This is a genomic window from Paraburkholderia sp. BCC1885, assembly GCF_900996235.1.
Classification (GTDB): Bacteria; Pseudomonadota; Gammaproteobacteria; order Burkholderiales; family Burkholderiaceae; genus Paraburkholderia.
Map to the genome: position 1 here is coordinate 1 of NZ_CAAJGM010000199.1, position 22,904 is coordinate 22,904.

Here is a 22,904-nt window from a genome sequence, read left to right on the forward strand (position 1 = left end):
CCGGTTACATTCAACGCTCGATTACGTCAGCCCCATGACATTCGAAAAGAACTGGTTCGCGGCTCATAGAGGCGAAGCCGCATAATTCACCCAGCTATGGGGTTCGTCAAACGGGGGCAAGGTCATCTTGCACGAGAGCATACACATAGACATCCCGCGGCATTGGCGAAACGTTGGGGTGCATCATATAAGCGCGAAGGACGCCTTCTCGTTTCATCCCAAGTTTTTCCATCACCCGTGCGGACGCAACGTTTTCGAGATCGCAGACTGCCTCGATGCGAAAGGTCGGCGGATTTGACGAAAACAGAAATTCGATGACCGCCGCGCATACTTCGGTCATGCAGCCTTTTCCCCAATAACTACGCGCTAAGACGTACCCAAGATTTACCCGATGACCGGTACGACGGAGGTCAATCATTCCGACGACACACTCGGCATCACGATCCTGTATGACAAATGGCTGAGACTGTCCTGAGGTCCATTGATCAATGCAATAGGTGACGAACTGCTTCGTCGCTTCAATGTTCGCATGCTTGCGCCAGACGAGATACTGAACGACGAGATCATCCTGCGCATAGGCGTCAAAGATTGCCGAAGCGTCAGACAAGTGAGGCTTTCGAAGTAGAAACCGGTTTGTTTGAATATGCAATTCTGTCATTGGGCTAATGTTTGGTCGACCTTAACAGCACGCGGAGGGAGTAGGTTAGATTGTCGGCGATTCTTGCGGCGACGTCGAAGGTCCGTTCCTGGCCGTTATCGTGCGACCGCACGAAGCCAAGTCTCAGGCTGCGATGTGTTTCTGCATGAACACGCTCAGTGGGTCGTTCGTGTAGTCGCCAAATGGTCCCCGACGCTCATAGCCGGCTGATGCGTACAAAGCCAATGCCTCATGTTGGTACGGTCCGGTTTCGAGCTTAAGCAAGTGACAGCCAGAGTCTTTTGCCCGTGACTCAAGCAGAGCTAGGAGCTTCTTGGCGACGCCTTGCCCACGTCCGCGAGGACTTACATACATGCGTTTGACTTCACCGAACTCACGGTTGAGGACTATTGCCCCACAGCCAATCGCTTGGCCCTCACGGTCCCGCGCAACAGCAAACAAGACATTGAGTTGCTTCAACGACGCCAGGTCCAAAGCGTGACGGCTCTCGGGCGGATACAAGGTGTCCTGATAGGCATCCAGATCGGCAATGAGGGTGATCACCTCGGGTTGATCGGGCGATTCGAAGGCGATATTCATAGCAGTAAAATCGAGGCGAAAGGGAGGCGCAAGTGCCGAAGGATAAAAAAAGACAGGTTGCGGTCGCAATCTGGCGCTCATTTTTGGATTGTCGACGATTCGCACGTAGTTGTCGAAGGTCCATTCCTGGCCCGTCACTGTCTCATGCAAATGGCATGACGATGCCGAATCTCCGTGGGTATTGATCGGCAGCACTCTCCCGGGCGCTGTCTGTCAAAGTCGCTGGAAGCGGTCGTTGACGGCTCAGAGAGCACGTTGCAACTGCCTCGTCAGGGCCTCTCTCTTCTCGACGGATATGCGCTCGTAACCAATGCTCTCAAAATCGTCATTCTTAAAGCGAGGAATGACGTGAAAATGTAGATGAAACACATCCTGACCTGCTGCGGGCTCGTTGTTCTGGCGGATTTGTATCCCGTCGGCAGAAAACGCGCTCCTTGATGCCTTTGCCAGTGTTCGCAAGCCCGCCATGAGAGCTGAGTCTAGTTCTTTTGGAAGCTCGTAGATATTCTCGATGTGAGCCTTCGGAAGCAAAAGGGCGTGGCCTAGATTGCTCGGCTTCTGGTGAAGCGAAATGAGCGCAATAACCAAATCATCTTCAAAGACGACTGTGTCACGCTCTCGGCGCTCCTCGATGATCCTACAGAATATGCAGTCGTTCATCCGGTGGAGTCCTCGATTGTCCGCGAATTAAAAATTCATGTCGAGCGGCCGCTCCTAGCCGCTATACGCCTTCGAAGGTCACGTCGATCACCTCTCGCACGGCGTCAAGGGAAGCCCCCGGCTTCAGCGCAGTCTCGAATATGCTGAAATGCGTCTCGGTGGTTTCTCTAAGTTTTCGAAAACTCTGTTTTGGGCCTAGGTACCAGTTGCGACGAACGGCAAAGTAGTCCTCGAGCAAAATGAACAAGAGCCAGTGAAGACGGAAGTTTCCCTCGACGTCCCCTTTCGCCGCTCTCTCAAGCATCTTTTCTGCCCAGATTTTTCTATCGCGGTAGAGATACCCATTACTGGGCACCCCCCGCACAGATCCCAGCGTGCGCAATTCACGCACTGGGCTCCCACCTTGGGTGATTGACGACGAAGCGTGAGCTTGGCCACGGATGAAGAATTCGAGGTTTCGGGAGCCAGGTGTTAGCGATCCTAGTGATCCGTTCCCACGTCATGCCGTCCTTCTGACTGCGTCGCCGGAGCGTGCGTCGCCAGAGATCGATGACGTGGTGGCGAAATGCACCAAGTGCGCGCGAGTTCGTAGGTACCGCGTGATATGCGAAATACCCTCGAACCACCTGCCTGAGCCAGTGCCCTTGTTCAGGGATGGGTTCGTGCCTGCGCCGGCGTAATTCCTCCTTGATCTGCCCGAGTTTCGCCCGCATGCGATCGCACCGGGTCTTCCTCTGTAACTGGAAAGAACCTCGACGAGACCGCCCGCAGATAAAGATGAAACCCAGAAAGGTGAAGGTCTCCGGTCGGCCAAGACCACGGCTGTGGCGATTGACCGCTGCGTAGCGGCCGAACTCCAACAGCCGGGTCTTGTCCGGATGAAGCGCAAGCGAGAACTCCTCCAACCTCAAACGCATCGCCTCCCAGAAGCGCCGCGCGTCAGCTTCGTGCTCGAAGCCGACGACGATATCATCTGCGTATCGCAGAATGATCACGTTGCCTTTGGCTTCTCGCCTACGCCACCGATTGGCCCAGAGATCAAAAACGTAGTGCAGGTACACGTTTGCGAGCAATGGTGAAGCCACTGACCCCTGCGGTGTACCTCTCTCACTGACGCTCAACTCCCCGTCTTCCAGAATGCCCGCCTTGAGCCACTTGCGCACAAGGCGAATGATGCGTTCGTCGCCGATCCTGTGCTCCAGAAATCGGACTAGCCATTCCTGGCTGACCGAGTCAAAGAAGCTCTTGAGATCGGTGTCTAGAATCCAGTTCACCGGGGTGCTGGTGATTCCCACCACCAGCGCGTCCAGCGCATCGTGCTGACTGCGTCCAGGCCGGAAGCCGTACGAGAACCCGAGGAAGTCTCCCTCGTAAATCGCGTTCAGCACTTCAACCACCGCGCGCTGGACGATTTTATCCTCCAGTGCGGCGATCCCCAGCGGGCGCTGCTTGCCATCCGGCTTCGGTATGTATTGTCGCCGGACGGGCAGTGCCCGGTACGCTCCACTTTGAACTCGCGCGTGCAAGGATCGAAGATGCTCTTCCGACCCTGCCTCGTAGTCCCGCCACCTCAAGCCGTCCACTCCGGGCGCCGCCTTGCGTTTGAGCGCAAAGAACGACTCCCGAAGCCGGTCGATAGTGACGTGGTGTAGGAGTGCGGTGAACCGTTCCTTCTTCCGCTGCCTTGCAGCTTGCCGTACACGTTCCAGCCCCTGTGACACGCTTGCCCGGTTCTGTGCCCGGCGCGTGTGAGATTGACCCGTGTTCCCCTTGGTCCCCGCCCTTGGCTCCACCCACTCCGCAACCGGTTTCCCGGCGTTGTTCGCAGGCTTCGTCGCTACTATGGCGGAGTCTGACTTCTCCCGTCCGTTCATCATCGGCTACGGCTCCTCGCCTTCCCGACGCGGACCAGCCCATACTGCCGCTGGCCAGACGAGAGATCTCCCGGTTCCCGGGTAAGGAGCGTACGTGCATGCCAGGGTCTCAGACCACGCCGGGCCAACGGAGCACTCGCAGTAGCGCGCTCCGTCGTGTTGCCTTCCGCACTAGTAACTACGTCGGCACCCGGGATAAGTGTTCTATCGTGGCTCAATGGCTGGCCTATACGCACCCCTGTCAACGCTTCACCGTGTGCCTCACGACACATGGCGCATGACTCGGGGACAACGTGATTTGCTAGATCTTCGTAGTCAGGGACTTTCACCCTTTCCTCCTTACCGGTCTCCCGGCGCACTACCTGTAACTCCGCGCTTGGCACATCCTCAGGTCCTGCGTCGAACATCGCCTTCACATCATCAAGTACCTTGTCGCCGAAGCCGTCTCTTTGAAAGAGTATTCGCCCGCCGTTGATTCTGGTCCATCCTGGATCGGCTTCGTCATTCGTTGAATGTACGAACAGATCGAGAAACACACCATTCCAACGCGAGGCTACGCGCTGGTGTTCACCGGTATCGCGAAAGGCAATTACGTCAATATCGCTAGTAGCCTCCCAGTCGTCACGTGCGCGGGAACCATAGAGAATCGCCGTGTGGCATCCGTATGTCATACGCAAGTCTTCGGCGAGAGATTCGATCAACTCGTTGTTAGTCATCTTCTATCGGCACGTGGTGGTGATGCCGCGATTGTCGCGGATTTGTCCGCAGCGGTCGAACGGCCGAAACTGGCCGCGCCCCGACACCGACGCGGACTCTACAATCAGGGACGCGCGTCGACCCATAAGAAAAATCTTCGAGTAAAGTCGTCACAGAAATCCCGGAGACATGCGATTTTACCGCCCCAGTCGCCCTATACAGCCGAAGACGCTTATAACCGCGAAAGCGACGAGGAGTGAGCCAACCGAGACGTAAGCGAGGAGGAATTTGATCGGTGATTCGGACTTGTATATGTCGCCCCCGAAACGCCCTTGTACCTTCTCTTCGGTTCGATAGCTTGATAGCGTAGCGATGAAGCCGCCCGCTGATCCGACGAGAGTTCCAATCCAACCGAAATGGATATCGCCGATCGGATATGCAATGCATATTCCCCATGAAACGAAGGCCATCGTAAGGAGAGCCCAAACCATTCTATTCATCTGGAAGTCGATTTCGAAAGGCGACAACAGAATTGTTAACGATCTGGGCGGCGATGTCGAACGGCCGGTTCTGGCCGAAGCTCGCCGCCACACTACATCTTTTGCTCCCGGTCGAGCGCTGATTGGTTAGGTATTTGGTAGATCACGGACATGTATTTCGGTGTGTCGCGCCGCTCCACGATGACACCGCCAAGAGATTCGGCGATGCGGCGGCTCGAATAGTTTTGTTCGGCTACCGGGTAAGTGAACCTCTCGATGCCAAGCGCCAAGCTTGCCCACCTCGCAACAAGACCTACAGCTTCACGACCAAAGCGTTGCTTGTGAAAGTCTTCCCGAATCCAAATGCCTAATTCCGCGCTCGCGTTCCGAACACGATGGAGTCCGGCCAATCCAAGGAAATTCCCGTCATGCTGTTGACGGATTGCAAACACAAAGTCCGTCCCTTCGGCTATTGTCGGCAACCAACTCAGCCAGATGCGATCGAAGTCGTCTCTGTTGGTGGGTGGCTCCCACGACATGAAACGAGTAAGTGAAGGGGTAATGCAGCGAAAACTGGCGTCAGCATCGTCAGCCGAGAACGGCCGAATCGAAAGCCGCTCTGATTCAATATGGATTTCTTCCGAGCGTAGCGGCATTTTTTCCCCTGTGTGCCTGCCGGTGTCGTCGGATTGTCGACGATCTACGTCCTCTGTCGAATGTCCCTTACTGGCCGACTGGGGCCTCACTCCTGTTCGGGTCCGTCAAAATCCTGACGCAGCGAACAAGCCGGCTTTATATTGATTTGATTCGAAAAAAAACGGTCCAACTGCCTCAAGTGACGTCGAATCATATTCGCCGACTTGGTAGGCAAAATTTTCCCAGACGTAGGATTCGCGATCGCGCCGCACGAGGGCCGAGTATGCGCCGCAGCCAACATCGCCGCACTCTGGGCAAATGTAAAGCAGCACACGCTTTCCGTTCTCAGGCGGAACATCGAGCAGAGTCGCGCGAGTACGCTCGCATGCCTCTGCATACCCACTCACAAAGCAACCCATGAAATCCGAGTGTCCTCCAGCATTTTTCACCAGCATTTCCAGCAAAGGCTGTCCGTCTATCAGGAAGTCCGCAGAGATTCTCTCAGTGCAGGTGGCAGCCCCCGACACGGTGCCTGGTCGACGGAGTATGCGATGTCCAAGTAGGTTCATGTTCGTGTACGAAATCGGCTTAATTCGTCGGCATTGTCAACGATTGAGGAGCCCGTGTCGAATGACCGTTCGTGGCCGGGTGCTGTCTCATGCGATGGGCGTACGTAACTCGAAACTCGCCAGGATGCGATCGGCGGTACGCGACCCACTGCGGCCGGTCGACCCAGCGCGACACATGGGGCAGCTTTCAAGGTACGACGGACGTTCGTTTAGTCACATTGGAAGGCGGGAGCTCGGCCTGAGCCGCCGTTCGCACATCATCACTAATGCGTCCGCGGGGCGCCAACGACCGGACATTCGTCATCGCCCGGCGGCAGCCGAATCCCTACTACGAACAAGCCAGTTATTCACAAGGGAATGGGCAGTGCGATGTCGGTGGCCATCTTCCAGCCAGATTCAGTTCGCACCCATTCCAGGATCATGAGGAACGGCTTCGGCACGGGCGTTTGCCCCGCGTACGCCACCGTAATTTTCACCGGAACATAAGTTTGAACGACATCCTTCGAGAGCGCAGTTTCCTTTTCGCTTTCATATTCGGGGGCAATCTGGAAAGGACCTTTGTAGATGTCCCGGAGGTGTTCGAGCATCGTATCCGCGCCCCAGAAGCCGGCCCATCCCCCTTCGGCCGGCGTCGCGGTTTTCGCGACGAAGACGGCCGTAGACGAATTCCAGACAAACGGTTGGACGGCTTGGATGTCGTGCCGGTTTTCCGCCTCGATCAGGTTGCGGTAGAGCGTCTTGATCGTCTGCTCAGTGCCGGCATCAAGCGGTATCGCTTCGTCGCGCGTCTGGGCGGTAGCCTGAGTGACGCAGGCGGTCAACGCGATACACATTGCGCCCGCGATGGACCGAATGCGTAACCACCTTCGTGGTATCCCCGCAGACTGACGCCTTGCATCGATATGTTTCGTAACCATGATAAGGTATCCTTAAGTTTAAAGGTTAAGAATGCATTACGATATGCCGATAGCCGCTTCTATTCAAAGCGCAGATCCCACATCTTCGCCTGGTGTTTCCTGAGACGCTCTTCCATGAATTGAGGAACCACGTTGCGAAATTTGCCGCCGTCCGCGGACACAATCTCGACCATGCGTGCGATCATCTCGGATGGATCGAGACGCCCTTCTGGATTACCGATCAATCCCTTGTACATTTCACGAAGCGCGTCGCTTTTGGTGAAATTGACGTCATCGTCCAGCCAGCGGAATGCGTTTTCCGCCATTGCCTCGTTGAAGCCAGTCAGAAATGCACCTGGATTGATGGTTTGAACCTGAATGCCGAACGGCTGCACTTCCTGCTGCATCGCCTCAGCCATTGCTTCAATGGCATGTTTGGTTGCCGCGTACGCCGAAAAACCCGGCGGGCTGAAGAGACCGCCTACCGACGAAACGAATACGACCTTCGCCCGTTTGCCTGCATATACCCACCGCTTCACGGCCTGCTGGGTTAGCTGCAACGGCGCGAATACGTTGACTTCGAAATTGTGCCGCACAAGGTGGAGCGGTATTTCCGCAATGGGTCCGCCTTCTCCAATTCCCGCGTTGTTCACGAGTACCTCGAAGTCCCAGCCCAATGCATGAGCGACATCGTAGGTGTCGAGCAGATCAAGCTTTTCGACGCGTACGGTATTGAGGCCCAGCCGTGCGACCTTCTCACGCAGTTGCGTGACCTGTGGCCAGCTCTGCGCTGCGGCGATGACGTTGTGACCAATCTCTCCGAGACCGAGCGCCACACCCTCGCCGAAACCTGATCCCGCGCCGGTAATCAAGATCGTTTTTAGCATGATGTTTCTCCATCGATGAATGGGTGACCTGGCGACGAGAGTTGTTGAAGCCAGGCCCGTTGTCCCGCCTCCGCGATTTCCCGATCCTCGTTCACCTGGCCGCCTGACACCCCGATCGCGCCGCACAACTCACCATGCGCGTTGCGAAGCGGCATGCCACCAGCGAAGGTGACGAGGCCCTCGTTGGTGAATTCAAGGCCGTGTGCAGGAGCGTTCGGTTTGCACACCTCCCAGATCTGCTCGGTGTCGGCTTCGAACAGAACCGAGGTCCGGGCCTTTCTGATTGCGACATCGATGGCGCCGAGCCATGCGCAATCCATCCGTACGAAGCCTTTCAGATGACCCGCGGCGTCGAGCACCGCGATGCACGCAGCCACACCAAGTTTCCCCGCGCCGGATTGGGCGGCCCGAATTACGTGATCTGTTTGATCGGAAGAAATATTCATCGTTCGCTCGAATGGAACTGGTTAGGACACGCCAGGTTGCGCAGCCGGCTTATTTCCTGCCGATGACGTCGGCGATGCCGCCCGGGAACATCGCGTCGGCCGCAGCGAATACGTTGAGCGCTTCGCGCAGCAGGATGATCTTGCCGTTCGCGACCGTGCAGTGTCCGAAGAAGCGCTGGTGAACGACTTTTCCGGAGATGCCTGACTTGTGATCGATCGTGTATTCGCCATAAGCCTGATCGGGCGTGTCGATGTAAATCCGCACGTCAACAAAACGAAAGCCCGGATACATCTGTTCATGCAGAAAATTCAGAAACGAACCGATATTCGTTGGCCCCTGGTAACGTGGTTCCACACCGAGATCGGACAGATACGGCAATTCGAGGGCACCGTGCTCGGCAAAGAGCGCCGCAGACTCCAACGCGTTTCCATCGATGTACGCCTGCAGCAATTCTTTTGCGGTTTTCATGATCAAGCCTCCTCGGCATGTTGGACAGCAGACCTGGATGAGAGCGTCGCGGCATACCTCTACCGCGTTGAGATTCAGGCCGGTTAGCGAAACGAAAACGGTCAATGGGGATGTCGGTGCACTGTCAAATGCCCGCCAGCACCTGATGCACCATATGAACGACGATCGAACCTTCTCCAACCGCCGACGCAACGCGCTTGACGTTCCCCGCACGAGCGTCGCCTACGGCGAAGACGCCGGGCAGACTGGTTTCGAGCATGTAAGGACGTCGCGAGAGCGGCCACGGCTGGGGCGGCGCGATGTTTTCCAGGTCCCGGCCAGTGAGAACAAAGCCTCTTGGATCCAGCGACACACATCCGGAAAGCCATCCGGTTTTCGGTGAAGCTCCCGTCATCACAAACACGTGGCGCAGTGGCTGCGTCGTCACGTCGCCGGTCGTCTTGTCGATCCAGGTGACTTCCTGCAGATGTTCGTCACCGCTCAAGCCAGCCAGTTCGCAGCAGAAGCGCACTCGAATAAGCGGGTTTTCTTCGATGCGCTGTATCAGATAGCGCGACATGGTGTCCGCCAGACTGTGCGAGCGGATCATCATTTCAACGCCCGCCGTGTTCTGTGCAAGAAACACGGCGGCCTGCCCAGCGGAATTGCCGCCGCCGACGACGATCACATGTTCGTCCTTGCACAATTGCGCTTCCATGAAGGTGGCGTTGTAATAGATGCCGCGGCCGGCGAATCGATCGATGTTGGGTAATGCCGGCTGGTTGTACGAGGCACCCGTGGCGAGCACGATGGCGCGGGTCGGTATTTGCTGGCCGTCGTCGAGCGAGATCCGGTACGGACGCTCAGTGCAGTCCAGACTCGCGACCGTGCGCGCCACCATGATTTGCGCACCGAACTTCTCCGACTGTGCGATTGCGCTTCTCGCCAGTTCATGGCCGGACAGCCCGGTCGGGAATCCAAGGTAGTTTTCGATTCTCGAGCTGGAGCCTGCCTGCCCGCCGGGCGCCGCTCGCTCGATCACGAGCACGTCGAGCCCTTCGGAGGCCGCATAGACCGCAGCGGCCAGTCCCGCGGGTCCAGCGCCGACAATCACGACGTCGCGCACCTGCGAATCGTCGATGTTCTCGTTGAAACCCAACGTCTCGGCCACTTCGCGCTGCGTCGGGTTTCTCAACACCTTGCCGTTATTGCAGATCACGACGGGAATATCGTCGCTGCACACGCCGAAGCGGTCGAGCATCTCCTGAGACATACGATCGGCGTCAAGGTCGACATAGGCGAAAGGATGACCATCGCGAGTCAGAAATTCTCTGAGGGCGAGGGTTGCAGCCGAATAACGTGAGCCCAGAATGAGCACGTTACCGTGGCCGTTGGTGGAGAGCGAAAGACGGCGAGCGAGAAACGCGTTCATGAAGATATCACTCAGTTCCGCGTCCTTGCCGATGAGCGTGCGCAGATCCTCTGCGCTCAGCTCGAGCAGGTTGGATGCTTCGACGGCCTGGCATCGATAGATCGAACGCCTGCCCGCGATCATCAGCAATTCCCCCGAAAACTGACCCGCGAAGTAGGTGGTCACGGTTTGTTCGCTGCCGCCCGCGAGTGAAATGATCCTGATCGCGCCTTCGATCACGATGTACACGGGTGGTGTGTCGTCGCCCGGCTCGTAGAGCACTTCGCCTTGCGCTGCCTGTCGCGTCTTCGTGAAGACGCGCACCCGTTCAAGCTGCGATTCGGTGAGGATTGGCGCGTAAGACATGACAGCCTCCTGTGCAGAGCTCGGAGCCGCTAGGCGAAGAACGTATTCAACATTGGGACGTCGGAGATGTAGGTATTGAGTTGACGGATGCGATTGTCGCGAAGCAGGCAAACGGTCGTCAGATACTCGTCGAGAACGCGGCCGCCGTGCTGCGACGTGTTGTGCAGCATGATCGCGACGTCATCGAGCCCGTAAAGGACGTGCAGGATCTCGAGATTCACGTCGTTCATCGCGAGTCCATGTGCGCGCTTCATGATGCCGGCCACGCCGACCGCTCTACCCGACACTGCGCTCGCGCCTGGCAGCGTCCACGAGACGTCCTCGGTCGTGATCGACTTCAGCAAGTCGGCGTCCTGGGCACGCAGGCTTGCGATGAATGTCTGCGCGATCGATTGCTTTTCCGCTTCAGTCATGGCTTCCTCCATCAGTAGTGTTATCGGGTCGTTCGGCTGAGGCCGTTGCCCGTAGTCCAATGATGGGATGCCGCCGCGAAATACGCGAATAAAACGATATAAATTGGCGCTAACGCTGCGAAGACCGCCAGGCATGAAATTCGATGACGTGGCGAGCGCCTTTCTACGGCACACGGCTGATCGCGGTGTGTATGGCATGCGTTAGCAACGCTTAGCAACGCTTTAGTTGGTGTCTGCGGAATTGCCCACGAGAATAGGTTTCATCGGACGCGGCTTTCCCTCGCGTCGGGCCAGCAGGAGCTAGCAATGCGTGCAATGAGAGCCATGCAATTCGGTGCTGAGAGCCTCTTCGTACTGGACGACATTCCGAAGCCGGAGCCGTCGCCCGATCGGGTTCTTGTCCGCGTCAGCGCAGCGGGCGTGACACCGCTTGATCATACGATCCTGACGGGTCATTTTCCGCAGGCGTCGGCGCCGCTGGTGCTCGGCAACGAGGGCGCGGGCGTCGTGGAAGCCGGCGGTGACAGACAGTTCCCGAACGGTTCGCGCGTCGTGTTTACAGGCCCGTACGGCGTGTTCGAAAACGGTTCGTTAAGCGAATGGGTCGCGGTAAAGCGCGACCATCTCTGCGCCATTCCCGACAATGTCGACGATACGGCGGCGGCTGGCCTTCCGGTTGCCTATCTGACCGCCCAGATTGCGTTGAGCGCCGCCGGGTTCACGGCCGGAAAGGTGGTGCTCGCGCCTGCAATTGGCGGATCGGTAGGCAATGCCGTCACGCAATTGGCGAGAGCTCAAGGTGCGAAACACGCGATTTCATCGAGCTCCAGTCACGCCAAGGCGAATCGCGCCCGCGAACTCGGGTTTCAGGAGGTCGTCGACCTGTCGCAGGAAAGCTTGACGGACGGCGTGCGCCGTTTGACAGACGGCTACGGCGTCGACGTCGTGATCGATGCGCTCGGAGGCGATGTACTGAGCGAGGCACTCGGTCTGCTGGCTCAAGGCGGAAGTCTGACCACACTCGGGTATGCCGCAGGACGAAAGACCACGATCGACGTGACGGATCTGATTTGGAAGGGCGCGGATATCCGCAGCTTTTTGCTGTTCGCCCAACCACCTTCGGTGTGGGCGAACGCATGGAAAAAGATCGCTGCATTGCTTGCGGCCGGCCAGATCAGGCCGATTGTCGCCAGAACATTCCCACTGGAAGAAGCTGCGGAAGCACTGCGGTATCTGGTCGAAGAGCGGCCGCTCGGCCGTGTAGTCGTCACCTTATGAGGTTGTCTTCCACTGCGATGCCCGCCTCGCTGCCGAGCATGCCTGTAAAAGGAGCCCTCCATGATCAAGGTTAGCGTGATGTACCCCAACACCACCGGGGCAAGGTTCGATCATCAGTATTACCGCGACCGCCACATGCCGCTGGTCAAGGAAAAACTCGCGGATCGGTGCCTGTTCTACACGATCGATAAGGGGCTTGCTGGCGGATCGCCTGACGCCCCCGCGCCTTACGTCGCAATGTGTCACGTGTTTTGCGAGTCGGCGAAGGCGTTCCATGACGGGATGGCCCTGCACGGCAAAGCGATATTCGACGACATCTCCCATTTCACCGATCTGGTCCCGCTCGTTCAGGTCAGCGAAGTCGTGGTCGCATAGCGGCGACTACCACCGAATAGCGGCGAGAGCCGTTCACAGCAGCACAACGCGTAGCGGGCAACCCGCGACATCGTCATTCAAGGAGTAAGCCATGAAAGTCCTTTTTGTTATCACCAGTTTCGAAAACGGCGGCTGGTTGTCGGAGATTACCCATCCTTACTGGCATCTGAGCGAACGCGACGTCGAGGTCGACTTCGCCAGTCCACAAGGCGGCAAGGTGACCTGGTCTCCGTACAGCGATCCCTATGGCGAAGGAACGACCGAGCCCCACGACGTCGTAAGCAAGGGTTTCCTTTCTGATCCGCAACTGGTGGAGAGACTGAAAACGACCCTGGTGCTGCGCGATGTCGATCTCGACCAGTACGACGCTGTGCACGTAGCAGGCGGCCAGGGCGCGACCTTCGATCTTTATCCGAACCCGGAGGTAGGGAAGGTTCTGGAGCACTTCTGGATGCGCGAGAAAATCGTTGCCGCGATATGCCACGGAGCGATTGCACTCGGCAACGTTCCCGAACTGATTCGTGGCCGGTCGCTCACCGGCTATCCGGCGGCGCAGGATAGCGAGCTGGAGCGTCTCTTCGGAGCCGGCTTCATCCCGCACTATCCGCAACAGGTGCTCGAAGAAGCTGGAGCACGCTATCAGGAGGCGGGCACGGACGCACCGTGCGTAGTCATTGATGGAAAGCTGCTGACCGGCCAGAACCAGCAATCCGCTTCCGAATACGGCATCGTCCTGTATCACCTGATCTCGGGGCACTCGCCGATGGTCGCCGCATAGCTTGCGGCCGTTGATGCATTCGTCCGCGCCCGGGTGGAGCGGGCGCCGAGTCTCGAAGAAATCCCACCGGAGACGTTCATGTTGTATCTAGTCCATATGCAGGTAGGCATTCCCGCTGGCACAGACCCCGCCGAACTAGAGCGCTTGCAAGCGGAAGAGCGAATCTTCTCGCACCGGTTGCAAACAGAGGGGACATGGCGGCACTTGTGGCGCGTGACAGGCGAGTTTGCGAACTACAGCGTCTTCGACGTCGAGTCGCACGATCAATTGCACACGTTGCTCACGTCGTTGCCGCTGTACCGATTCATGACTTTGGTCCATGTCACGCCGCTCGCACATCATCCATCCGCCATTGCATCCGACTGATCGCGATGACCGATGTCCGGCGACAGGTATCTCGACTGCGGGTACCGGCCGCCTTATCGCGCTGGGTCGAGCACAATGACGCCCGCGACCTGGCGCTCCTCGAGCATCCGGTGCGCTCGAGCTGTTTCGCTCATCGGCATCACGGCAGACATCGGCGCCTTCAGCGAGCCATCGAGCACATGGCGGACGAGAAAGGTCAGCGCTTCGCGAACCAGTTCCGGCTTCTGGTAATAGACAGGCATGTAGAGGCCGGTCATCGTTTGGGATCGTGGCATCAGTCTGCGCGGTTCGAATGGTTTGCCAGGCCCACGGGTAGAACCAAATACGATGTAGCGTCCGAATGTCGAGAGACAGTCGAAGTTCTGCTCGAAAATATCTCCACCAATCGATTCGAGAATAATGTCGACACCGCGTCCATTCGTAGCCGCCAACACGCTATCCGTCCAGTCTGGTTGTTCGTAGTCGACCGCCAGGTCGGCACCGAGATTGCGCGCAAACGCGCGCTTCTCCGGTGTGCTGGCGGTGCCGATCACAAGCCCGGCACCGAGCAGCTTTGCTATCTGGACCGCGATGCTTCCGACTCCTCCTGCCGCACCCTGAACCAGCACTGTTTCACCCGGCTTGATCTGGGTTGATGCGTTGAGCGCAAGGTACGCTGTGACACCCTGGCCAGGCAGCGATGCGATGAGATTGTCTTCCGCTTCTTCAGGTAAGACCACTGCCAAAGCCTCAGGCGCAGCGACGTATTGTGCGTAACCTCCCTTCTCAGGCAGCAGCGCGACGACTTTGCATCCTAGCAGGCTGGTGTCGGCATCGGTTCCCGTCTGCACGACACGGCCGACGGCTTGCAAGCCGGTGACGTGCGGCAACATTACGCCTCCCACGTGGGTTTCCGCGCGTTGATAGATGCCTGAACGTTCGCGTATGTCCGGAAAATTCACCGCACTGGCGCTCACCTCGATCAGGATCTGGTCCGCCTTTGGAACCGGGCGATCGATATCCACATACTCAAGTACCTCGGCACCGCCGAAGCGCGCGAACTGAATAGCTTTCATGACACTCTCCGCTTGTGGGTCTCAGACGGGCGTGCCGCCGACTGGCGGCAGGCTGTCGAATTGACCGCAGTCACGGTACAACCCCGCTGCGGGGCTGTCATTACGACAAGAGTTCGCAACGATATATACGGAAGTGCTAGCGCGAAGCGCGCGGCCACCACGGGCGGCCGCATAACACTATGGTGTATGTTGCTTTTTCAGCCCGAACACCGGCATGCTGAGTGTGTCCGACAATATCGCGCTTTCTGGAGAGACCATCGTGAATCAGCCGCCGATCGTATCCGTTGTCGACGACAACGAACCGGTGCGCTCAGGAATCGCCAGCTTGCTGCGTTCATGCGGCTACCACACCACTGAGTTCGAATCGGCGGAGAGCTTTCTGGACGACGCGGGGCTGCGCAATACTGATTGCCTCGTCACCGACATCCGCCTCGAAGGGATGAGTGGTGTCGATCTCTACACTCAGTTGAACGCGATGCGTTGCCACATCCCAACCATTTTCATTACGTCGTTCGCCGACGCCCGACTTCGCGAGAGCGTGCTGCGCGACGGTGCGGCAGGCTTCTTCACGAAGCCCGTGGCGGGTTCCCAATTAATTAATTGCATTGAACGTGCATTGGGCGAGCGCGGGATGACGTGAATGGGGGAACCGGTGTAATGCGCGATTTTTGTAGTAGAGTTGAAAGCGATGTTCGCTTGTCTGTGAGGATTTGCACAATCATCCGGAGATCAAGCATGGATGCGCACACGTCAAACCGCCCAATTCCTATGTCGCAGCGCCTGAACAACCCGTCGCAACAAACATCCGTTCCGCCCGTCGTCCTGGTGGTGGATGACGACGCCGCCGTGCGCGAATCCCTCGATACGCTCCTGCGCTCGGTCGATCTGGACGTGCGGTCATTCGCCTCGGCCGCGGAGTTGCTTCGCAGCGAACTGCCCGATACGGTGAGCTGTCTGGTGCTCGATGTGCGCCTTCCCGGTCTGAACGGGCTCGATTTCCAGGCGCAACTCGCGCAAGCGGGTATTCACATTTCGATCATTTTCATGACCGGCCACGGCGATATCCCCATGACGGTGCAAGCCATGAAGGGCGGCGCCGTCGATTTTCTTGCCAAACCGTTCCGTGAACAGGATCTGCTGAACGCGGTGACGGCCGCGCTGGCGCTCGACGCCACGCGCCGCCAGAACGAGAGCGCGCAACAGTCCGTTACGCAGCGTATCGAGGCGCTCACCGCACGGGAACGCGAAGTCATGGGGCACGTCACAAACGGTTTGCTCAACAAGCAGATTGCCGGTGAAATGGGCCTGAGCGAAATGACCGTGAAGATCTACCGTGGTCACATGATGAGAAAGATGAACGTACGCAGCGTAGCGGAACTGGTCAAGCTGTGCGGATCCGTTTCGCGCTAGTGGCTTGGCAGACGGCACGTCGATTCGTTTTCTTTGCCGAACGCGTCCTCGCCGGCAATCCTGCGTATCAGCCGGTAGTAGTCCCACGGGCGTGCCGATTCGTTGGGCCGCTTCACCTGATATAGATACATGTCGTGCATCATCAAACCGTCCGCACGAATATGGCCATGCGAGTACAGGTCGTCGATGGTCATCGTTTTGAGGGTCTTCATGACCGGGTCGGCGTCCGTCGTACCGGCGGCGGCAACTGCTTTCAGATAAGTAGCGACAGCGGAGTAGTCCGCAGCCTGGAGACTCGTCGGCATCTGCTGCACGCGCGAAAAGAAACGCATGGCAAAGCGCCGCGAGTCGTCGGTCTGGTCCCAGTACCAGCTGTCGGTAACGTACATGCCCTGTGTGAGCGGCAGGCCGAGACTGTGGACTTCGCTGATGAAGAGCAGGAGCGGCGCAATCGTCATCGTTTTGGGCAGACCGAATTCGTTGGCCTGCTTGATCGCGTTGCTGGTGTCGGCGCCCGCGTCGGCGAGGCCGAGAACCTGTGCGCCCGAGCTGCGCGCCGTGAGCAGGTACGAAGAGAAGTCCGGCGTGCCTAACGGGTGTCTTACCGCGCCGACGACCTTCCCCCCTGTCAACAGGACCGACCGGCTTGCCGCGCTTTCGAGCGAGTGACCGAACGCATAGTCCGCGGTCAGAAAGAACCAGCTGCGGCGGCCCGCGTCGCCCGCAGCGAGCGCGGCAACCGTGCCGCGCGCCAGTGCCGTCGTATCGTATGCATAGTGGACGCCATAGGGTTGGCAGTCCGCATTGGTCAGTTCGTCAGTACCCGCACCTACGTTGATATACACTTCCTTTTTCGCTTCGGAGATCGTATTTAGCGCCAGTCCGGTTGATGAGTTGGTGCCACCGATCAACAGGTCGAGACCGTCGCGGTCGATCCACTCGCGCGCTTTCGATGCGGCGAGATCGGGCTTGTTCTGATGGTCGGCATACAGCACTTCGACGTGACTGCCGGGTACGAGATGCGCGAAGTCCTCCACGGCCATGCGCACTGCCTCCAGTCCGCCGGCTCCGTCTGCGTCTGACAATTCGCCGGAGAAGTCTGTAATGAAGCCGATCCTGATGGTGTTCGTCGCAGCACGCGTCGGCATACTGGCGGCCGCGAGCAGTGCGGCAGTCATCAGTGCGCTCAAAAGTGCGGCGATGCTTCGATGCGCTTTCACTCGTTTGTCTCCTCCGGCAACAGCGGTCGCATTGGTCTGACGTGCACGGCGATGCCAACGGGTGTTTGAAATGATGGGCCACGTGATGCCACGTGACGCGCGTTAATACACCAACGGCTCCTGCCGACGTCAAGGGTAACAGGATGAGCGAACAGATCTCTGAATGGAGTACCGCGGTTCTCGACCTGATGCAGGAAAGTGTAGTACTGCTCGATTGCAAAGCACGCATCGTGCACTGGAACGCCGCCGCCCAGGCGCTTTACGGACGGTGCATCGACGATGTTCGCGGACTGCGTATCGATGCCGTGCTCCAGACTCGTGGAGGTCCATTGCTGGACGCCAGCGACGCAGCTGGAAAGCTCGACGGCTGGCAAGGCGACGTACAGCGCATTGCGGCGAACGGCACCGACGTGACGGTGCGACTACGTTGCACCGTGCGTCACGATCGGGATGGCGCCGCGCTGGATATCGTCGAAACGGGCGTTGACATCACGGCGCAGAAGCAGGCGGAAGATGCGCTCAGGCGTACCGAGCATCGCTACTTCAACCTCTATCAAGCGGCAGCCGTGTCGTTCTGGGAACTTGATTTTTCCGTCGTAGCCGCGAAAGTTCGCAACCTGGCTAGCCTTGGCGTGAAAGATTTGCGCACCTATTTTTCGGCGCATCCGGAGTTCGTGCACGAGCTGATTAAAGCGACGCGCGTGCTCGACGTCAACGATCAATGTGTCCGGATGTTCGGGCGCGGCGACAAGAACGAACTGCTTGGCGATCTCTCGCGCTTCTGGCCGCTGCATAGCTACCGCGTCTTTGCCGAGAGTGTGATTGCGGCGTTCTCGGGCATGCCGGGCTACGCGGCCGAGGCCAGTTTCGTCACGCTGCGTGGCGATCATGTCGACACTTGGTTTACCTCCAGTTTTTCACCCGACATGCTGGCGCGTGGAAAAATTCTGGTCGGCATCATTGATCTCTCGGCTTCGAAGGCGGCGATGTCCGCGCTTTTTGCGAGCGAGCAGCGCTATCGCAAGCTGTTTCAGTTCGTACCGGTATCCCTCATCCAGATCGACCGGGCAGAACTGGCGAATCATTTCGCGGCGCTGCGGGCGCAAGGCGTGACAGACCTCGCCAAACACATCGAGGCGACACCGGGCTTTGTCGACATGGCGCTGAATTCGATCAGGATTGTCGAAGTCAACTGGAAGACGGTCGAACTGTTCGGCGCGCATGATGCAGCAGAATTGCTCGGCCCGGTAGCCCGGCTTTGGACGGAATCGCGCGATACCTTCCAGCATTCCATGCAGACGGTCTACAACGGCGGGGCCAGTTTTCAGGGTGAAATACGCATCCGCACGTTCACCGGGCAGGTTGTCGACGTGCTGTATGTCACCGACTTTCCCGAGGCGGCTCGTGAGCCGGCTCTCGGTCTCGCCTGTCTCGTCGACATTAGCGAGCGCGTCAGAGCGCAACAGGCGCTCGCGAAAACGCAGGCTGAGTTTGCACACGCGGCGCGGGTATCTGTGCTGGGCGAGCTGACCGCGTCGATTGTCCACGAGGTGAATCAACCGCTGTGCGCGGTGCTCAGCAACGCCGAAGCAGCGCTGCGATGGATTGACCGGCCAGAACCGAATCTGGGCGAAGTGCGCACGTTGTCGACGCGCATCATTCGGGATGTCAGCCGGGCCGCGGAAATCGTACAGCGCATTCGCGCGCTCGCGGGCGGCAAGGAGCCCGAACGCTTGCCGGTGGAACTCAACAGAATGATCGAGGAAGTGATGGTGTTTCTGTCACCCGAGCTGGCGCGGCAGGACGTCCAGGCGACGCTCGAACTGGACCCCCAACAGCCGTGCGTGCTGGGCGACCGGGTGCAGTTGCAACAGGTCCTGGTGAACATGGCCGTCAATGCAATCCACGCAATGGCGAGCCGGGGATCGGGCGCTCGGCGCCTCGTGATCCGCACCCGCAACGACCGCCTTTCGCTCGTGCGTGTCGAACTCGAAGACACTGGACCGGGCATTGCCGCCGACCATCTCGATCATCTTTTCAAGAGTTTCTTTACGACCAAGGCAGACGGCATGGGGATCGGACTTGCCATCTGCCGCTCGATTATCGATGCCCATGGCGGCCGCATCACTGCCGAGAATCTTGCCGCACCGGGCGGTGCGCGATTCAGCTTCAGCCTCCCCGCTTGCGCCTGACCTAAATCCACACGGCCGATGGGGCTGTAAACCATTGTGTTATCGACGGACGGCCGATTCCGGTGCAATCTCACAATGCATCTCGCGCCCCGTAGTGCCGCGCGTCAAACTACCTCGAGATCCGACGTGGATAACGCAACCTATACCTTTGGCCCGTTTCAAGTGAATCCAGCGCTTGGTGCGCTGACAAGGGACGGTCAGCGGGTCGCGATCGGACAGCGCGCGTTCGAGGTGCTCGTCGTTCTTGCGGAGCGGGCGGGCGAGGTCGTCAGCAACTCGGATATCGTGGCACGCGTGTGGCCGACAACGATCGTCGATGAAAACAATCTGCGCGTGCATATCACTGCACTGCGTAAGGCATTGGGTGAAACCCAGCAGCGTGCACCATACATTCTTAACGTGCCGGGGCGCGGCTATCGGCTTGCCGCGCCGACGCAGCGCCTGGAACGAGGTGCGATGTCGTGTGCAAACGTCGCGGCCGACCTGCCGATTCCGCTGATGCGCCTGGTTGGGCGAGCGGCGTTCGTCGAGGATATCGTCGGCCTGTTGAGCGATAACCGGTTCGTGACGATCGTCGGCGCCGGAGGCATCGGCAAGACCAGCGTCGCGCTCGCTGCCGCGCATCGAATCAGGCATCGTTATCGCGACGGCTGTTTCTTCGTCGATCTGGCGGTCCTGAACGATCCGCAACTCGTGCCGTCGGCGATCGCGGAAGCGCTGCGCATACCGATGGCTTCAGAAGATTCGCTGGCCGTGCTCGTGAGCCATCTGCGCGAACGACATGCCGCACTGATTTTCGATAACTGCGAACACGTGATCGACGTGGTCGCCCAGGTCGTCGAGACAATCCTGAAGAACGCGGCGAATGTTCATGTGCTGGCAACCAGCAGGGAGCCGCTGCGCGCAGAAGGCGAGTCAGTTCGTCCGCTACCGGCACTGGAGGCGCCCCCTGAAATCCCTATACCGCTGTCGGCGCGAGCGGTTTTGCAGTTCCCAGCCGCAGAACTCTTTGCGGAACGGGCGACGGCCGTTGCAGGCGCCTTTGCGCTCACCGACGCCGATGCCCCGTTGCTCGCAAGCCTGTGCCGCAAGCTCGAAGGCATTCCGCTTGCGATCGAACTGGCGGCAGCGCGGATGGACACGTTCGAGCTGTCAGGACTGGTTACCGAGCTCGACAATCGCTTGCAATTCCTCACGAACGGCCGAAGGACCGCGCAACCACGACATCGCACGCTGCGCGCTACGCTGGACTGGAGTTATCGCTTGCTGAGCCATGCGGAGCAGACCGTACTGCGTCGCCTGGGTGTGTTCAAGGCCGGTTTCTCGCGTGCATCGGCGATTGAAGTGCTGGCGGACGCAACGATCGACGCCAATACCGTCATGGAAGTGCTGAACACGCTGATCACGAAATCGCTTGTTGTTTTGCAGTTTGAGAACGACCAGATTTGCTATCGGCTGCTCGATATGACACGTGCCTACGCCCTCGAACAGCTCGCTGACGATATCGAAGCCGATGCTCTGCGGCGCCGGCATGCCCAGTATTTTATCGACGTGCTCGACGCTCCGGGTTTCGAAGAACGCGCGAATGGTGCGAACTGGCTGACCGGCTTTCGCCAGATCGTTGCGGAGATACGCGGCGCGCTTCAGTGGTGTTTTAGCCCGGCTGGAGAAGCCTCACTGGGGGCATCGCTCGTGGCGTCGTCGTGGTTTGTCTGGGACACACTCTCTCTTGTCGACGAATACATCGGATACGCCCGGCGCGCGCTCGGCGTGATTGACGCTCAGCCAGGGTCGATGGGAAAAACAGAAGCCCGGATTCTTATCGCACTCGGCAAGGCGCTGTACAACGCGCAGGGCAGCATTCCCGAGCTGCTGGCACTCTATCACCGCGCGGAGCAGGTTGGAGAAAAGCTCGGCGACGAGGAAACCCGACGGCTTGCGGTACTCGGCATGTGGCGATATCACCAGGGGCTGGGAGAACACGAGGAGGCGGTGCAGGATGCAGATCGCTACGGCATGCTTCACGCCGGCTGCCTTGGTCAAAACATCTACCTGACGATGCGCGGGATTTCGAATGCCTATCGCGGAGAGCTTCAGGATGCGCGTGAATGTATTTCGCAGGCGCTTGCGCAGTCGGGTTCGGTGGCCAACAGCGAACGAGCGCAGTTTCTCTATGTCCCGCAAGTGATTCACCACACCGTACTGGCGCGCGTCCTGTGGATGCAAGGACATGCGTCGGACGCGCTCGAGTCCGCGGAGCAAAGCGTTGCGCTGGCCATCGAAAGCGGGCACGCGCTGTCGGTATGTTTCGCGACTGCCCTCGCCGGCTGCCCGGTAGCGCTGTGGGCAGGCGAGCGTGCCGCGGCGTACCGCCACCGGCTTGTTCTTGAAGAGTACTCGGGTACATTGGCCGTCGCTTTCTGGCGAAACTTTGCGGATGTCTACCGATATTGCATGGCTAGCGACATCGGATCGCCTGGGAACCGCCCGCAAGCGCGGTATCAGGACAAATCGCAGTGGAGCTACCGGCATCTCGAAGAGCTCAGCGTGCTGGGTGAAGGACTTGCGTCGAAGCAGATGATCGAACGCGCGCTGTCCAGCGATCCGATCTGGTGTTCCGCGGAAGTATTACGTCTCGAAGCGACCAGGCGGTTACGAGAGGAAGGTGCATCCGCGACGGCCTCAGCGATGTCGATGCTTGCTTTATCGCTCGACATTGCCCGCCGTCAGGGTGCGTACGCGTGGGAACTGCGCACGGCTGCCACGGAAGGAGACTTACTGTGCCTTCAGGGTCGAGTGCGCGATGCCAGGGACCGGCTCGACATCGTTCTGCAGCGCCGGCCGGACGACCGCGACACGCCGGATTATCTGGTCGCGTTACAGCGCTTGCGCAGATGGTCGGACAGTTGCTCTGGAGTTTGCCAGTTGGAGAAGGCCGAAAGCTGATTTCTGTTTGAAGCGATTGCGAAAGACAGTCGGCGAGTTCTTGCGGAAACTCATGGTCTCCATGACTCATGCTTCCATAGATCGGATCCGAACCGAAACTGCAGCCCAGTGCGCGTCTCCGACGGACTACGAACATAAGTGGTGAACGGCCGGTTAGTAGCACGCAGCGGGCGCATTAGTCCGAATGCGCGAGTGGCCGCTCAGGCCGAAGGCCGAGCGTTCGTCCTTTACGATTGGATGGCCGGTTACGGAGTAGAGCCGACGCT

At 58.7% G+C, this 22,904-nt stretch carries 24 protein-coding genes and 1 pseudogene; 10 read left to right on the forward strand and 15 right to left on the reverse strand.

Annotation, left to right across the window (positions count from 1 at the left end; genetic code table 11):
* Window positions 1-106: 106 nt before the first annotated feature.
* The 5 genes from FQ755_RS17225 to ltrA form a co-directional block, all read right to left on the reverse strand.
* Window positions 107-658, reverse strand: a complete 552-nt coding sequence (locus tag FQ755_RS17225; RefSeq protein ID WP_144156051.1) for a GNAT family N-acetyltransferase — start codon at window positions 656-658, stop codon at window positions 107-109.
* Window positions 659-781: 123 nt separating this feature from the next.
* Window positions 782-1,432, reverse strand: coding sequence for a GNAT family N-acetyltransferase (locus FQ755_RS17230; RefSeq protein ID WP_313957463.1), 651 nt, complete (start codon window positions 1,430-1,432; stop codon window positions 782-784).
* Between the two features lie 48 nt (window positions 1,433-1,480).
* Window positions 1,481-1,897, reverse strand: a complete 417-nt coding sequence (locus FQ755_RS17235; protein ID WP_144156052.1) for an HIT family protein — start codon at window positions 1,895-1,897, stop codon at window positions 1,481-1,483.
* Window positions 1,898-1,958: 61 nt separating this feature from the next.
* The gene (locus FQ755_RS17240) at window positions 1,959-2,288 is read right to left on the reverse strand and encodes a hypothetical protein (protein WP_186308559.1); all 330 of its coding nucleotides are present in this window, start codon (window positions 2,286-2,288) and stop codon (window positions 1,959-1,961) included.
* Window positions 2,281-3,771: a group II intron reverse transcriptase/maturase gene (ltrA, locus tag FQ755_RS17245; RefSeq protein ID WP_409937521.1), complete on the reverse strand. Its 1,491-nt coding sequence runs from the start codon at window positions 3,769-3,771 to the stop codon at window positions 2,281-2,283. Before ltrA ends, FQ755_RS17240 begins: the two co-directional genes overlap by 8 nt.
* A 512-nt stretch (window positions 3,772-4,283) precedes the next feature.
* On the opposite strand from ltrA, the gene FQ755_RS37410 reads away from it, so the two are divergent.
* On the forward strand, window positions 4,284-4,727 hold the full coding sequence (locus tag FQ755_RS37410; RefSeq protein WP_186308560.1) for a hypothetical protein: 444 nt from the start codon (window positions 4,284-4,286) through the stop codon (window positions 4,725-4,727).
* A gap of 332 nt (window positions 4,728-5,059) precedes the next feature.
* Here the strand turns inward: FQ755_RS37410 and FQ755_RS17255 are convergent, their stop codons facing one another.
* The 8 genes from FQ755_RS17255 to FQ755_RS17290 all read right to left on the reverse strand — a co-directional run bounded on the left by FQ755_RS17255 (window position 5,060) and on the right by FQ755_RS17290 (window position 11,018).
* Window positions 5,060-5,602, reverse strand: a complete 543-nt coding sequence (locus FQ755_RS17255; protein ID WP_144156054.1) for a GNAT family N-acetyltransferase — start codon at window positions 5,600-5,602, stop codon at window positions 5,060-5,062.
* Between the two features lie 105 nt (window positions 5,603-5,707).
* Complete coding sequence (locus FQ755_RS17260) at window positions 5,708-6,046, reverse strand: hypothetical protein (protein WP_222105743.1); 339 nt, start codon at window positions 6,044-6,046, stop codon at window positions 5,708-5,710.
* A 452-nt stretch (window positions 6,047-6,498) separates the two neighbouring features.
* Entirely contained in the window at window positions 6,499-7,068 is a 570-nt protein-coding gene (locus FQ755_RS17265) for a nuclear transport factor 2 family protein (RefSeq protein WP_144156056.1), read from the reverse strand.
* A gap of 59 nt (window positions 7,069-7,127) precedes the next feature.
* Complete coding sequence (locus FQ755_RS17270; protein ID WP_144156057.1) at window positions 7,128-7,934, reverse strand: SDR family oxidoreductase; 807 nt, start codon at window positions 7,932-7,934, stop codon at window positions 7,128-7,130.
* Window positions 7,928-8,380, reverse strand: a complete 453-nt coding sequence (locus tag FQ755_RS17275; RefSeq protein ID WP_144156058.1) for a GlcG/HbpS family heme-binding protein — start codon at window positions 8,378-8,380, stop codon at window positions 7,928-7,930. Before FQ755_RS17275 ends, FQ755_RS17270 begins: the two co-directional genes overlap by 7 nt.
* A 49-nt stretch (window positions 8,381-8,429) precedes the next feature.
* Window positions 8,430-8,849: a nuclear transport factor 2 family protein gene (locus FQ755_RS17280; protein WP_144156059.1), complete on the reverse strand. Its 420-nt coding sequence runs from the start codon at window positions 8,847-8,849 to the stop codon at window positions 8,430-8,432.
* A 124-nt stretch (window positions 8,850-8,973) separates the two neighbouring features.
* On the reverse strand, window positions 8,974-10,605 hold the full coding sequence (locus tag FQ755_RS38555) for an FAD-dependent oxidoreductase (RefSeq protein WP_144156060.1): 1,632 nt from the start codon (window positions 10,603-10,605) through the stop codon (window positions 8,974-8,976).
* Between the two features lie 29 nt (window positions 10,606-10,634).
* Complete coding sequence (locus tag FQ755_RS17290; RefSeq protein ID WP_186308561.1) at window positions 10,635-11,018, reverse strand: nuclear transport factor 2 family protein; 384 nt, start codon at window positions 11,016-11,018, stop codon at window positions 10,635-10,637.
* 306 nt (window positions 11,019-11,324) lie between these two features.
* Between FQ755_RS17290 and FQ755_RS17295 the strand changes: the two genes are divergently transcribed.
* From FQ755_RS17295 to FQ755_RS17310, 4 genes are all read left to right on the forward strand, one after another.
* Window positions 11,325-12,296 carry a zinc-binding alcohol dehydrogenase family protein gene (locus FQ755_RS17295; RefSeq protein ID WP_144156062.1) on the forward strand — a complete coding sequence of 324 codons (972 nt, stop codon included), beginning with the start codon at window positions 11,325-11,327 and terminating at the stop codon, window positions 12,294-12,296.
* 60 nt (window positions 12,297-12,356) lie between these two features.
* A complete protein-coding gene (locus FQ755_RS17300) occupies window positions 12,357-12,671 on the forward strand; it encodes an EthD family reductase (protein WP_144156063.1) in 315 nt (104 codons plus the stop codon).
* Window positions 12,672-12,762: 91 nt separating this feature from the next.
* The gene (locus tag FQ755_RS17305; RefSeq protein WP_144156064.1) at window positions 12,763-13,449 is read left to right on the forward strand and encodes a type 1 glutamine amidotransferase domain-containing protein; all 687 of its coding nucleotides are present in this window, start codon (window positions 12,763-12,765) and stop codon (window positions 13,447-13,449) included.
* A gap of 78 nt (window positions 13,450-13,527) precedes the next feature.
* Window positions 13,528-13,815, forward strand: a complete 288-nt coding sequence (locus tag FQ755_RS17310; protein ID WP_144156065.1) for a muconolactone Delta-isomerase family protein — start codon at window positions 13,528-13,530, stop codon at window positions 13,813-13,815.
* 53 nt (window positions 13,816-13,868) lie between these two features.
* Here the strand turns inward: FQ755_RS17310 and FQ755_RS17315 are convergent, their stop codons facing one another.
* Window positions 13,869-14,870 (reverse strand): zinc-binding alcohol dehydrogenase family protein, encoded by a 1,002-nt coding sequence (locus FQ755_RS17315; RefSeq protein ID WP_144156066.1) that lies wholly within the window; start codon window positions 14,868-14,870, stop codon window positions 13,869-13,871.
* Between the two features lie 214 nt (window positions 14,871-15,084).
* On the opposite strand from FQ755_RS17315, the gene FQ755_RS17320 reads away from it, so the two are divergent.
* Together FQ755_RS17320 and FQ755_RS17325 are read left to right on the forward strand one after the other, a co-directional pair.
* Entirely contained in the window at window positions 15,085-15,510 is a 426-nt protein-coding gene (locus tag FQ755_RS17320; protein WP_144156067.1) for a response regulator transcription factor, read from the forward strand.
* 95 nt (window positions 15,511-15,605) lie between these two features.
* Window positions 15,606-16,280 carry a response regulator transcription factor gene (locus FQ755_RS17325; RefSeq protein ID WP_313957464.1) on the forward strand — a complete coding sequence of 225 codons (675 nt, stop codon included), beginning with the start codon at window positions 15,606-15,608 and terminating at the stop codon, window positions 16,278-16,280.
* On the opposite strand, the gene FQ755_RS17330 is transcribed toward FQ755_RS17325, so the two are convergent.
* Window positions 16,277-17,458 carry an ABC transporter substrate-binding protein gene (locus FQ755_RS17330; RefSeq protein WP_144156121.1) on the reverse strand — a complete coding sequence of 394 codons (1,182 nt, stop codon included), beginning with the start codon at window positions 17,456-17,458 and terminating at the stop codon, window positions 16,277-16,279. The two genes, FQ755_RS17325 and FQ755_RS17330, sit on opposite strands and share 4 nt — an antisense overlap.
* 185 nt (window positions 17,459-17,643) lie before the next feature.
* Here FQ755_RS17330 and FQ755_RS17335 point away from each other — a divergent pair, with 185 nt between their 5' ends.
* The 3 genes and pseudogenes from FQ755_RS17335 to FQ755_RS17340 all read left to right on the forward strand — a co-directional run bounded on the left by FQ755_RS17335 (window position 17,644) and on the right by FQ755_RS17340 (window position 22,638).
* Entirely contained in the window at window positions 17,644-19,692 is a 2,049-nt protein-coding gene (locus tag FQ755_RS17335) for an ATP-binding protein (RefSeq protein ID WP_144156068.1), read from the forward strand.
* A 75-nt stretch (window positions 19,693-19,767) separates the two neighbouring features.
* Window positions 19,768-20,055, forward strand: a pseudogene (locus FQ755_RS38675) (transcriptional regulator); the annotation flags it as partial.
* Window positions 20,056-20,505: 450 nt separating this feature from the next.
* The gene (locus FQ755_RS17340) at window positions 20,506-22,638 is read left to right on the forward strand and encodes an ATP-binding protein (protein WP_260858656.1); all 2,133 of its coding nucleotides are present in this window, start codon (window positions 20,506-20,508) and stop codon (window positions 22,636-22,638) included.
* Window positions 22,639-22,904: the final 266 nt, after the last annotated feature.